Below are 13549 nucleotides of genomic sequence, written 5' to 3' on the forward strand. Positions count from 1 at the left end.
AGGGTTATAATGGAAGAGTACAATAATATTTTATACAAGGTTGAAGAGAATATTGCGTTTATTACTCTGAATAGGCCAAAAGCCCTTAATGCGTTGAACACTGAAACCCTCGACGATCTGGGCTGGGCAGTTCTTAGAGCTGGTAAGGAAAAGGAAGTTAAGGCTGTAATAATTACGGGTGAGGGCAGGGCATTTGTAGCAGGTGCCGATATAGCAGAGATGCGAGGTTTGACAATTCAAGAGGGCAGAGATATGACAATACTCGGACAGGAAGTATTTAACAGAATTGAGAACCTTGATAAACCTGTCATTGCAGCTGTAAACGGTTTTGCTTTAGGCGGAGGATGCGAGCTTGCCATGGCCTGTGATATAAGAGTTGCATCTGATAAGGCTAAATTCGGACAGCCGGAGGTAAATCTCGGAATAATACCGGGATTTGGTGGAACCCAAAGACTTCCAAGGCTGGTGGGCAAAGGTGCTGCAAAGTATTTGATATTTACTGGGGAGATGATATCAGCTGAAGAAGCGTTCAGGCTGGGACTTGTTGATAAGGTAGTACCTGGTGAAGAGCTTTTGAGCACAGCGGTTTCTATAGCAAAAGTAATTATGTCCAAAGCCCCTGTTGCTATAAAGATGGCAAAGCACGCCATAAAGAATGGAATGAATGTTGATTTGAAATCAGGAATAGCTTATGAAGCTGAGGCTTATACGACATCCTTTGGCACAGAGGACAGAATTGAAGGAATGAGCGCATTTGTAGAAAAAAGGTCAGCAGAATTCAAAAACAAATAATAGAGCATATATTGAAGGAGGTATATACATGCAGTTTTTTCAATTTACAGAGGAACAGGACATGTTACGCAAAGCAGTAAGGGAGTTTGTAGAGGCTGAAATTGCTCCTAAAGCTGCTGAATGGGACGATCAGGATTATTTCCCGATAGAGCTCTTCCCGGCAATGGGTGAGATGGGTATTGCCGGAATATTCGTTCCTGAAGAATTTGGCGGAGCCGGGATGGGACACGTAGAAAGAGCTATTTGTATAGAGGAGATCGCCAGACATTCTGGTGGATTAGCCATTGCTATGATGACTCATCATCTTGGCATAGCAGCCATTTTGGATTTTGGCAGTGAAGATCAGAAGAAGAAGTATTTACCGGAGCTTTGTGCCGGCACTAAGTTAGGTGGATTAGCCGTTACAGAGCCTGGTGGAGGTTCCGACTTTTCCGGTCAGAAAACTACCGCTGAACTGTTAGATGGACAATGGGTGCTAAACGGCCGCAAATGCTTTATTACTAATCATAATGCAGATGTAAATATAATAACCACTGTAACGGGCAAAGATGAAAAGGGACGCAATCAATTAAGTGCTTTCATTGTAGAGAAAGGCACACCCGGATTTGCTGCAGGCCGTAAGGAGCACAAGATGGGGTTGAGGGGTTCTGTTACAGGCGATGTAATTCTCAATGATGTGAAGGTTCCTGAAGAAAACCTGATAGGTAAAGCTGGTGCAGGTGCAAAGATTGGTATGACCGCTATTGGCGAAGTGGGCAGGGCAGGAATGAGCGCAATATGTGTAGGTATACTCAGAGGCTGTGTAGAAGAAGCTGTTAAGTTTGCAAATGAGAGAGTACTTTATGGAAAGCCAATTGCTAAGCTGCAGGCTATTCAGCTTGAAGTTGCCAATATTCGTACGGATTATGAAGCTGCTAAACTGTTATTATACTTCGCTGCCGGCAAAAAGGATGCAAAACAGCCAGCGACACCGGATTTTGCTCTGGCAAAGTACTATTCCTCAGAGGCGGCTGTTCGCTCTTCCAAGCGTACTATGGATCTCATGGGAGGCTATGGCGTTATCAACGAATACCCCGTAGGCCGTTTCCTGAGAGATGCTTTGGCGTCTATCCCATCTGGTGGAACTTCCCATATTCAGCAGTTGATTATTGCAGGGAATACTCTATCAGACTTTAAAGCATAAGAAGGAAGGAGAACAATGATGGCTTTAAGAATAGTTGTTTGTATCAAGCCGGTTCCCGATCCTCAATACTATGATAAGGTCAGTATTGATCCTAAAACCAAGCGTATCACTCGTGAAGGAATTCCAACTATCATAAACCCAGTAGATAAAAATGGGATTGAAGCAGCTCTGCAGCTCAAGAAGATTTATGGGGGCAAGGTAACGGTAATTACTATGGCCCCGCCTAATGCGGTAGAGAATTTGCGGGAGGCCCTTGCCATGGGTGCTGATGAAGCGGTATTGCTGTCCGACAGAGCTTTTGGAGGTGCCGATACTCTGGCAACCTCCTATACTCTGGCTAAAGGGATTGAAAAGTTGGATGGATTTGATATTGTTTTCTGCGGTGCAGAAAGCGCTGACGGAGCAACAGCTCAGGTTTCCTCCCAGTTGGGGGAATGGCTGAAAGTACCCCATTTATGGAATGTTTTCAGTTTGGAAACGCAGGATGAGAGATCCCTCAGAGTGAAAACAAAAGTAGAGAACGGCTCCATGGAATGGGAGGTTAAGCTGCCTTGCCTTTTAGGCGTAGCGAGGGAGTTGAATAAGCCCCGCTTCATTTCAGCAATGGGAATCATCAAGTCTAAAAATAAACCAGTCCTTGTATGGGGCAAATCCGATTTGGTCGTGGAGGATGAAAGGCTAGGACTCGCTGGTTCTCCTACGAAAGCCGGAGCCATATTTACTCCGGATATGAAGAGGAAGAGCGAAATGCTTACCGGCTCTGTTGAAGAAATAGTGGACACAGTTATTGAAAGACTGAGAGCCGGCGGAGTTAATGTCCCTGCTGACAGCTACAGTTGTAGTTGTGAAGGAGGAGGCCGAAAATGAAGAAGAAGATATGGGTGTTTGCTGAGCAGGTAAATTGCACCTTAGACCGAGTAACTTTAGAACTGCTGACCAAGGCAAAAGAGCTGGCTGCTGCGATATCAGGGGAAACAGAAATCGGTGCTGTACTATTGGGGCGGAATGTAAAAAACCTATGCGGGATTCTGGCCAATTATGGAGCAGAAACGATTTACCTTGCAGAGTCAGAGGAATTGGGGCTTTATAATCATATGCTCTATGCTCCGCTTATTTCAGAGCTGATAAAGCAGGAAGACCCGGAGATTGTACTCTTTGGCGCAACAGCAATTGGTTCTGAATTAGGGCCTACAGTTGCCGCCCAGTTAAAAACTGGCGTTGCCGCCCACTGTGTAGATATGCGCATTGATGAAAATGAACATTTAGTAGCTGCGGTACCTTCCTTTGGCGGCAAGATTCTCGGTGAAATCCTCTGCCCTGATACAAGACCTCAGATGGCCAGTGTTAAGCCCGGTATTTTTGTACAGGGTGAAGCAGAGCAGCGAGAGCCCAATATAATAATGATTGATGTTAGTAAAATTAAAGCTGATAATATTCCTTTAAAGGCGGTTAAGCTGGATAAAAAAGAAATTGAGGGTGTACCTCTGGATAGCGCGGAAGTAGTATTATGCGGAGGCTATGGCCTGGGTAATAAAGCAAATTGGGACAAGTTAGAAAAGTTAGCAGCCTTATTAAGCGGTGCCGCAGCTTGTACCCGTCCTGTAGTTGATGAGGGCTGGGCTCCGGGTGAACACGTCATGGTAGGCACAAGCGGCAAATCAATCCGTCCCAAGGCTTATATCGGTTTCGGAATTTCCGGGGCAACTCACCACGTTTGTGGTATGAAGGATTCTGGATTGGTAATCAACGTGAATCGGGATGAAAAAACAGCAATGTTTGAGGTCTCGGATATAGGAATCGCAGCAGATTTAAACGAAATTCTGGATCAATTATTAACTAAGCTTTCATAAAATAAGCCACTGCTAAGAGCAGTGGCTTATTTTATGAAGTCCGGTGCATCTACTATATCAAGCTTTTTATTATATACAAAATCCTTGTTGAATGCAGCATAAATATCATCATCTATGAAGTTCTTAATGGTATTATATCTGCAGTCAAGGTATTTCCATTGGTCTTCCTCTTTGAAAACCAGATAGGAGCTGTTCTCACCCAAGGCTATGTAGGTATTTTCGGTGCTGCCAGTGAGCTGACTATATAGTCCGAAGGCAAGCAAGGCTTTATCCCAATGGCTTCCTGTCTTATTTACAATGCAATAATCCGGGAAGAAGAACATATCTGGACTTCTCTCCTCGTCGGCGATATCTCCTAGGATATCTACAATTTTCTGAGTCTTTGCCGCTGTATCGGACAGCAGGTTGGAAATTCCACCGCTTAAGGCTTTCAACTGTCTGGAATTTTCAGAAGCCTCTGCATAAGCATTCGGATGCTCCACATTTATCAGGCCGGCAGCATAGCGTGCATAGTCAAATTGGCTTACTGGATACCTTAAGGCTGTATTGACGATATATCTTGTGCATTTTACAGCAAGCAGGCTGCCCATTGCGGACCTGAGCTTATCCCGGGCTTCATCAAGTGTAGAGAAACGGCAGGGGGTATCATCTATTATAAAGGTATTTCTCAGCAGGCTGTATATATCCTCTGAATCATCAGGCATATCAAGCTTTTCCGTAAGCTCTGACTTTCTGAAGGGTACCTTTGCCGGAGCTTTCCTGGGAGGGCGGCCGGGAAGATAAAATACAGTACTTGCTTTATCACTTATCGTTGTCGTCTCCTCCGCATCAAGATTTGAATCATTGTTTTCATAGCTTAGGAATCCGGCTTCATTATAAAAAGATTGAAGCTCACCCAAGTTAAGCTGCAGCTCGGGAGTATATATTACCGAACTTCCCGGACTTGCAGCATAGCCGGCATCGATATTGAAGAATATGGCATTGCCTTTAGCTGCAGTTATATTGTATACTTCTGCTGCAGAAAAGCCTGCAAGTCTCATGACCGCGGTGCCTAAAACAGAAACTTCAAGCTCGTTTCCGGAATCTTCTATTTCATGAGCTGTGCGAGTATGAACCACATTGTCTCCCAGCAAAAACCCATTGTCATCATGCGTATTATCTGAGAAAACACTTATATTGCGACTGGCATAGTCAGCATAAGCATATGCTGTACCGCTGCTGTTTCCGTATGGGAGCTTAAACACTGATGTGCAAAGGCGGCTGTCAGTATAATTGGCATTTATAAGCACCATGCTGTCATATAAAGATTGCTCAGGGTAGAACTCATATCTCGAAAAGGCTTTGGAATAATCCTCGCTATACCTGTTATCGATATATCTCTGCTCTCTTAGAAGCTGTTCCTTCTCGGACTGAAGCTCTTCCTCCATAACTTCCAGGTTCGCCTCCATATGCTTCTGAACCTCTCTCAAACGCTGGGAAGTCTTATCAATATCAAGAGTAACCAAGGTGGTCAGCTCCAGCGGTGCGGCATTTCTCAACCTATCCTCGTCGATGAAATATACTCCGGGGTTAAGATATGGGTTATCCTTCATGTACTCTGTCATAAAGCGTATGGAGCTTTCTGCCGTCTTTAAACTGCTGCCCTGGATTATTACCACATGCCGATAGCTTTCTACGTTGGACAATACCTGGACAATCCCTACGTTATTGCCTGGATAATCATCGGTTACCTTTACTGAGGTAAGCCCCTTTTCTTCAAGGTCAAGTATCGATGCATTATCATAGGGGGTACCGACCAATATGATATCTCCATAGGACTGCAGGTGTTCTGTATCGGTGCGCAGCTGTGAAGCCAGCATGTCACTCATCGTATAGGCAGTATCATATAATACGCTTTCGCTCCCCACAATTACTGTAGGATTCATGTAGGGATAGTAATTGTAATCACCAATACTCCAAGAGGTCTTTTCAAATATAAAATAGATGTCCCTAATGGACTGAATACTTATGTTTTTGTTGTCAACAGTACCCTCATAGCTTATTTTGACTGTGCATACAACTCCATCCTTGAGTCTTTTTGCATTAAGGACAGTTTGCGAATAACTCTTTAGCTTTGTAGTGTCCATAAGCTTTCTTAGGTTGTCCAGCTCCAGCTGACGTCGGGGACAGCCTTCCGAAAAGCTGCTGGCAATTCTGTCCGCATTGTTTTCCATTACCGCAGCGGATATGTCATTCAGCACCTTTTGCATTTTTTCCACCTCAGGAATATCAAAGCTCTTCTTAGCCCCCTGGTCTTTAGAACAGCCAGTAAGCAGCACTGAAAAAGCAAAAACCAATATAATTAAAAGCAAATAATTCCTTCTCATAAGTATTCCTCCAAAGAAAATTGCATCTATATTATAGCACAAACTGCGGGCGAACGGTGTTCGCCCCTACCTTCCCCGAAACCCCGAAACCCCGAAACCCCGTACCTATCTATTATTATACACTTCTTCGTAAACCTTTATAGTCTCAATTACTGTTTTCTTCCAGGAGAAGCTGTAAGCCCTTCTTAGAGCTTTGACAGATAGAGCCTCCCTGAACTCAGCGTCTGATATGGTTTTGTAAATCTTATCTGAAAGCTCATCCGTATCGTAGGGGTCTGCCAATAAAGCCCCGTCCCCCACCACTTCCGGGATTGAGGTCACATTTGTGGTAATAGTGGGAGTTCCACAGGTCATTGCTTCGAGTGGAGGAAGGCCAAAGCCCTCGTAAAGTGAGGGATATACGAATAAGGAAGCACAATTATAAAAATAGGGCAGATGCTCGTATGGGACATAACCGACGAATACCACTCTATCTTGCAGACCCATAGCAGCGACCTTCTTTTTAAGCTCATAGTGGTTATCTTTTGAGGCTCCCAGCAGCACCAGATCATAATACCCCGGCAGCTCCTTGTACAGCCTCCTATATGACTCAAGCAAACCGTCCACATTCTTTCGAGGGCTAAAACCACCCAGGTATAGTATGAAATCGTTTGAATAGTTGTATTCCATCCTAAGGAAGTCCCAGGCCTTTTCTTTATCAATAAGCCTGAACCTGCTGTCTGCTGCCAGGTATGCCACTCTGATCTTATCCTCAGGCAGGTTGAAGTACTTGATGATATCCTGCTTGGAATAGTTGGAGACGGTGATTACCTTATCACACTCTTCGAGTATATAGGGCATCTCTTCAAGAAATTTATCCACATAACTTTTACCGCAAGTTTCCGGCATTACATAGGGTATTAAATCATGCACAGTAGCAACATAGGAGCAGTATTTTGATTTTGGAAGCCCCAGTCCGTTCTGCGGCAGGTGGAAGATGTCACAACTGTTCTTTTTTAACTGAGCAGGGAGAAATATCTCATCCCAGAAACGTTTGTTCTTTTCCCCAAACAAGGTGAGATTGATGTTGCTCTTGCCCAATAAAAGGTCATAGCCGTCATTTGGCCAGAAAAAGCTATAGTTGTTTTTAACGTCAATATCCATGATGTTTTCCATTAATCTTGCAGTATAAGTACCAATTCCGGTTCCGGCATAAAGTTTGGCTCCCCTTGTATCTATGCATATATGCATATAATTCACTCCTGTTTATATCTGTTTCGCGTTTCGCGTTTCGGGTTACGCGGTTCAGCTAGTTCGTCGAAGCTTTTCCCAAACACTCGCAACTCGCAACTCGTAACCAATTCTCCCATAGGAATCCCCTATAGATACCATTATATTTAACAGTACTTGTACCTGTGACTGAATAGACCTGTAACACAATTTCCTTGGCATCATATAATGATATAAATGCTGTAAAAATGAGGGAAATTTTTATGGATATTAAGCTGATAGAAGAGTCTTACGGTTTTAAAATCAAAGATGTCAAAAGCATAAAGAATATTTGCAGAATAGAAACAGATTGTGGCGTGAAGTGTTTCAAAAGGGCACACATGAGTCCGTCTTTTTTCCTCTTTATATACACAGCTGTAAATTACCTGAAGGAAAAGGGGTATGAAGGGGTAATCCCATACAGCACCACTATTGATGGAAGCATATGCATTCCTGATGAAGATCACGTCTACTATGTGGTGGATTGGATTGAAGCCAGGGAATGCAAGTTTAAGAGGGAGGAAGAGCTGAGGAAGGCCATAAGAGCAGCGGCAGAGCTTCACAAGGCATCTATTGGCTATGTACCCCCAAAAGGTGCAAAGCCCAGGATATTCTACAGCAAATGGGTGGAGAAGTGTGATAAGAAAAGTGCGGAATTGCTGGAATTCAGTAAGGCCATAGAAGATAAGGAATATATAGATGATTTTGATGAGATTTTTTCCAAGAACCTCCTGTATTACTGGCAGCAAGCCAAGCAAAGCACAGGCATGATAAATGAGAGTCCTTACTGGGAAATATCTGAGGCCAGTGAGAAAAGGGGGGAGTTCTGTCATCACGATATGGCAAACCATAACTTCCTGATATCGGATGATGGAATGGTGTATCTGATTGATTTCGATTACTGCATTATGGACACAAGACTTCACGATCTTTGCAGCCTTATAATACGGAATATGAGATATGGGGTATGGGATATTGACAAAGCATATTTTGTGCTAAATGAATATGACAAGGTATATTCCATTGAACAAAAGGAGCTGGAAGTAATAAAAGCATTTATGACCTTCCCGCAGGATTTCTGGCAGGTAGGTTTGCAGTACTATGTGGAGAAGCAGCCCTGGACCATGGAATACTTCCTTATGAGACTGAACAGAATCGTAGATGACAGGGAAATCAGAGATAGCTTTTTAAAGGAATTCTTAAAGTTATAAAGGTCACGAGGTTTCGGGGTTTCGAGGTTACGAGGGGTAGGGGCGATTCATGAATCGCCCGTACAGACTTCTAAGAATAAGCATAAACCACGAGCCATGAGGCACGAAGCACGAGGCAATTTATGTGAGGAGATGTGTTTATGAGTGATAGGAAGCATGAAGAAAATGAAATATTCAAGGTAGAAAAGGCTTTATGCCCTGAAGAACAGGTAGTAAAGCTGGAAAGCTTTATTAAGGACATGAAGGATGAAATAAAGCAGCTGAAGAAGATAGGCAAGCGCAAGGAGAAGATAGAAAAGCTCGAGAGAGAAAAGAAGAAGATAATAAGCAAAAAGCTTACGAAACATCATAGACACCATTAAACTATCCTGCCACAAGAAGGGGTGATGTTATTTATGTCCGGCGGATATGGAAAGTTGAAAAGGCATGACTTGAAGCTTCTGATTGAAAGTCTGTATGGCTTGGAAGTAAAGAACATGCAGGAGGGTGACAGGGGCATACTTGTATATACGGACAGAGGGATAAAGAGGCTGAAGGAAACCAAGAGTGATGAAGCAAAGATACTTTTTGCGGCATCCGCTTATGAGCATATCTACAATAACGGCTTCAGGCAAATAAGCTGCATAAACAGAAACTTAAGCGGCAGCTATCAAATGAGGTATGACAAGGACAACTATATACTCCAGGACTTTAACAAGGGCAAGGTATATGAGATAGGGGGCAAAGCAGCTGCAGCAACGGTGGGAAAAGCGCTGGCGGAGCTCCATAAAGCAGGAGAACATTTTATCCCGGCTCCGGGAAGCCGCGCTCGAGTGGATTGGGGAAAATGGATGGAGAAGTTCAAGGCGAATTCCATCAGCTTGAAGAAATTTAAGGAAATTGTATGTCTGAAGGAAAAGAGCAACGGGTTTGACAAGCTCTTTATTGAGAATGTTGACGGATTTCTTGACAATATGTACTGCTCATATACACTGCTGAAGGAGAATGGATATCTTGACAAGGTCAGGCAGGCAATGGCTTGCAACCAGATTACCCACAACGAATTCAAAAAGCATGCAATACTGGAGGAAGAGGCAGGGGAAGTGTTCATAACCAACCTTGAAGAATGCAGTTATGACATATGCGAATTTGATGTAGCGACACTTTTTGAGAGCTTCTCGGGGAGGAACAAGATTGAGCTTATAAATGCAGCGGCGGAGGCATATTCCAGCATAAAGCCCTTGGATAGGTGTTCAATAAAAATAATAACAGCATTCCTCTTATGCCCAAAAAGGTTTTACAAGGTAGTTGAAAGCGCTTACGGAAAAAGAAAGAACTACAATGAGGCTGAACTGGAGCTAAAGCTTGGGAGAAGCATAAGGCGGGAGAGAAAAAAAGAAGTGCTGGTCAAGCTTCTGGATTCCTTTTGATACATCGGGAGAGAAGCATGAAGGATGTGATTAATCAGTGAGGATGGAGCTTTTTATGGTTGAAAACAGACAGTTGGAAAGAGAGTTTCTCAGTGAGTATAATCTGGATGCCAATATTTTTGAGGCAATGGGGTTTAAGGTTAAGCAAATTATCCCGGTAAGAAGCGTGTACAGGATAGTTACTGACAAAGGGTTCTTCTGTCTTAAGAAGCTGAGATTTCCCATGGAGGATATGGATTTTATATTTGAAGCGGTGGATCATCTTAAGGAAAAGGGCTTTGTCAATATCTTCAATGTAATTAAGCAGAAGAATGGAGGCAGCTTTATCGAGTTTAAAGGCGAAAAGTACTTCCTTACTGAATGGATAGACGGCAGAGAATGTGACTTCCTGAACCCAATAGATCTGGATGCTGCAATAGAGGCGCTTGCAAGCCTGCATGATGCGTCTATGGGCTATGCACCTGCTGCATGTCCCCTAGACAGGTGTTACTATGGAAAATGGCCTGAAAACTTTAGCAGAAGAATTGATGAGATGAAGCTAATGAAGGAGCGGGTATTGGAAAAACCGGATAAAAGCGATATTGACAAAATATATCTTGATTATGTGGATATGTGTATAAATGATGGAGAGGCAGCTCTTCGGCTTTTAGATAAAAGTGATTATAGGGAGCTTTCTTTAGATGCAGCACAGAAAGGAAGCTTTATACACCATGACTTTGCCCATCACAACATATTGCATACCTTTGATGGGAGAACGTATGTAGTTGATTTTGACTATTGCATAATGGACATCAGGATACATGACATAGGAAGTTTGATATTAAGGAATATGAAAAAGTCAAACTGGGATGTGGATAAAGCCATGAATATATTGGAAAGCTACGACCGCAGAAGCCCGGTGAGCAGCAAGGAGCTAAAAGTGCTCGCCCCCTTCTTTCTTTTTCCTCAGGACTTCTGGATGATATCCAGACAGTACTATATTGAAAGAAAGGATTGGGATGAGGAGGATTATGTGGATAAGATGAACACAAAATCCGAGTACACACTGATGCGTAGGAAATTTATAGAGGAATATGGGGATAGAGTGTAATAAAGAATGTAGGGTATTCCTAATGGGTCTGGTTGCGCGTTACGCGTTACGAGATTCGCGCAGTAGGGCTTGTCTTTGAAGTTTTAGAATGAGACTCCAGAGGCTTGACTAAATAGCGCGCAACTCGAAACGCGTAACGCGTAACTATTCTGTGAGGAGATGCTAGATGATATCGCAATTCCTATTATCATCGGTCTATATAAGTTAATGCTCTCATATATTCTATTAGAACCCCGCCGGGGGAAATATTATGTATGCTTTGAGGTGTTGCCGATGAATATAGATGTTATTGCTAAGGAGTTCGGGTGCAGAATAATATACAGCAAGCCCTTGAGGGCTGTGAGTCTTGCTCAGACAGACAAAGGAATGGTGATAATAAAGGAGACCTATAGGGACCCGGATAAGATACTTTACATACACGGCTTAAAGGAGTATCTCTATGAAAATGGCTTTACAGGGCTTGACAGATATATGCTCTCAAAATACCAGCTGCCCTTTGCAATATATGATAACAGGGTTTTCGTTATGGAAGAATATATTGGAGGAAGAGAATCCAGCTTCACCAACCCCTATGACAGGGAAGCAATAGTAAAGGCACTTGCACAGCTGCACAATGCGGGCAGGGGCTATACGCCTCCTACCGGAGCCGCCAGCAGAAACAGCATTGGCAAGTGGGAAAAGTCTTACAGGAATAAAATCGGGGATTTATTAGAATTCAAAGAGCTTGCCAGGGGAAAAAGGAAGAAAAGCAAGCTTGACAATATGTTCCTTGAGGATGTGGACTTTTACATAGAGATGTGCTGGAGAGGCTTTGACACCTTGAAGGACTCCAACTATGATGAGATATGCAAAAAAGCAAAGAACGACAAGGTTATATGCCATCATGATTATACATATCACAATCTGATTATCGGACCGGTGGGAGAAGTCAATGTAATAGATTTCGACTACAGCTGCCATGAGCTTCCGGTATATGATCTTGCCTCGCTCATACAAAAAATATTGAGGCGCTATAGTTATGATGTTGATATGGCATTGAAGGTGATAGAGGATTACTGCAGCATAACTGATCTCGGCAGGGATGACTTTGAGCTGATGCTTTCGCTTTTCGAATTCCCACAGAAGTTCTGGAGAATAGCAGAGAGATATTATAAAGAAAAAACTGCCTGGGATGAAAAGACTTTCTTAAGTAAATACAACGATATAGTCATAATGAAGGAATTCGTCCTGGACTTTATAGAGGGCTTCAGGCGATACATATAATGGACGGTCACGGGTTACGAGTTGCGAGTTGCGTGTATCTGGGAAAGACTTCGAAGAACTAGCTGAACCGCGAAACGCGTAACGCGAAACGCGAAACTATACCCAATAGGAATACCCAGAGTAGCATTAACTAAGGTTAATGCTGTTTTTTTGTTTTACAAGTACTCACCTTGTCAGCATGAACAACATACTATGTATTATACGGGCTGTCATTATAGGGTCTGTAAGTCTTACACATTAGGGGGTCGCAATATATGGATATAAAGGTGGGAGATATTGTCGCCAGAAAGTCCTATGACTATGACATACTCTTCAAAGTTCATGATATAGTTGTCAGAAATGACGGCAGCAGGATCATATGCCTTAAAGGGTTGAATTATAGACTTTTTGCTGACGCACCTGAGTCTGACATTATAAAAATGCCTATGAATAAAATCAACGAGGAAATGCATAAGTTCGAGAAAAGGCTGAGCAAGTTAGCAAAACCCGGCATATTCAGATCTGCAGCTATGGCGGGAAAGCTAATCCCTTCCAGAGAGGAATACAGCAGATATGAGCTGCCTGGGAGAGTTCTTCATATTGATGGCGACAACGATTATTTGAGCATGTGTATGAAGTACTATAAAGAACAGGGTATCAATGCTATAGGAAAGCTTGTGCCTGAAGCAGACCAGCCCGGGCTCATAAAATCACTGCTGCAGGCAAATAACCCGGATATAGTTATCATCACAGGGCATGACAGTATGCTAAAGCAGGAAGGTAAAGGTACAGGTACAGATTCGATAGATAAATACAGGAATTCAAAGTATTTCATCGAGGCAGTCAAGGAAGCGAGAAAATATCAGCAGTCACTGGATGAACTTGTGATTATAGCGGGAGCGTGCCAGTCATATTATGAAGGCATATTAGCCGCAGGTGCAAATTTTGCAAGTTCACCTGCCAGAATACTGATACATGCCCTGGATCCGGGCATGCTGAGCAAACAGATTGCATTCACCTCTATTGACAGAATAGCACCTATAGAGGAAGTGCTGAGGGGAACTATGACCGGGGTTAAAGGGATTGGCGGAGTACAGACAAGAGGAAAGTTAAGGGCGGGGATGCCTAAATCTCCCTATACTCCATAACAAGGGAGGA

General features: G+C 43.2%; 12 protein-coding genes. 10 read left to right on the plus strand and 2 right to left on the minus strand.

Features of this window, described 5'->3' with window-relative positions; all coding sequences use genetic code 11:
- The first annotated feature begins 9 nt into the window (after positions 1-9).
- The 4 genes from VEB00_13715 to VEB00_13730 are packed head-to-tail and all read left to right on the plus strand — an operon-like array spanning position 10 to position 3825.
- Positions 10-792 (plus strand): enoyl-CoA hydratase-related protein, encoded by a 783-nt coding sequence (locus VEB00_13715; protein ID HYF84073.1) that lies wholly within the window; start codon positions 10-12, stop codon positions 790-792.
- A gap of 28 nt (positions 793-820) precedes the next feature.
- Positions 821-1975, plus strand: a complete 1155-nt coding sequence (locus VEB00_13720) for an acyl-CoA dehydrogenase family protein (protein HYF84074.1) — start codon at positions 821-823, stop codon at positions 1973-1975.
- 15 nt (positions 1976-1990) lie between these two features.
- The gene (locus VEB00_13725; protein ID HYF84075.1) at positions 1991-2842 is read left to right on the plus strand and encodes an electron transfer flavoprotein subunit beta/FixA family protein; all 852 of its coding nucleotides are present in this window, start codon (positions 1991-1993) and stop codon (positions 2840-2842) included.
- The gene (locus VEB00_13730) at positions 2839-3825 is read left to right on the plus strand and encodes an electron transfer flavoprotein subunit alpha/FixB family protein (GenBank protein ID HYF84076.1); all 987 of its coding nucleotides are present in this window, start codon (positions 2839-2841) and stop codon (positions 3823-3825) included. Before VEB00_13725 ends, VEB00_13730 begins: the two co-directional genes overlap by 4 nt.
- Before the next feature lie 26 nt (positions 3826-3851).
- Here the strand turns inward: VEB00_13730 and VEB00_13735 are convergent, their stop codons facing one another.
- Positions 3852-6191, minus strand: a complete 2340-nt coding sequence (locus VEB00_13735) for a hypothetical protein (GenBank protein HYF84077.1) — start codon at positions 6189-6191, stop codon at positions 3852-3854.
- Between the two features lie 105 nt (positions 6192-6296).
- Complete coding sequence (locus VEB00_13740; protein ID HYF84078.1) at positions 6297-7421, minus strand: glycosyltransferase family 1 protein; 1125 nt, start codon at positions 7419-7421, stop codon at positions 6297-6299.
- 242 nt (positions 7422-7663) lie between these two features.
- Here VEB00_13740 and VEB00_13745 point away from each other — a divergent pair, with 242 nt between their 5' ends.
- From VEB00_13745 to yabG, 6 genes are all read left to right on the plus strand, one after another.
- A complete protein-coding gene (locus VEB00_13745; protein ID HYF84079.1) occupies positions 7664-8650 on the plus strand; it encodes a CotS family spore coat protein in 987 nt (328 codons plus the stop codon).
- A gap of 140 nt (positions 8651-8790) precedes the next feature.
- The gene (locus VEB00_13750; protein HYF84080.1) at positions 8791-9012 is read left to right on the plus strand and encodes a hypothetical protein; all 222 of its coding nucleotides are present in this window, start codon (positions 8791-8793) and stop codon (positions 9010-9012) included.
- Between the two features lie 33 nt (positions 9013-9045).
- Positions 9046-10059: a CotS family spore coat protein gene (locus tag VEB00_13755; protein HYF84081.1), complete on the plus strand. Its 1014-nt coding sequence runs from the start codon at positions 9046-9048 to the stop codon at positions 10057-10059.
- Between the two features lie 55 nt (positions 10060-10114).
- Positions 10115-11149: a CotS family spore coat protein gene (locus tag VEB00_13760; protein HYF84082.1), complete on the plus strand. Its 1035-nt coding sequence runs from the start codon at positions 10115-10117 to the stop codon at positions 11147-11149.
- A gap of 273 nt (positions 11150-11422) precedes the next feature.
- The gene (locus VEB00_13765) at positions 11423-12412 is read left to right on the plus strand and encodes a CotS family spore coat protein (GenBank protein HYF84083.1); all 990 of its coding nucleotides are present in this window, start codon (positions 11423-11425) and stop codon (positions 12410-12412) included.
- A gap of 254 nt (positions 12413-12666) precedes the next feature.
- Positions 12667-13539, plus strand: coding sequence for a sporulation peptidase YabG (gene yabG / locus VEB00_13770; GenBank protein ID HYF84084.1), 873 nt, complete (start codon positions 12667-12669; stop codon positions 13537-13539).
- Positions 13540-13549: the final 10 nt, after the last annotated feature.

This window comes from Clostridia bacterium (assembly GCA_035628995.1).
Taxonomy (GTDB): domain Bacteria; phylum Bacillota; class Clostridia; order Lutisporales; family Lutisporaceae; genus BRH-c25.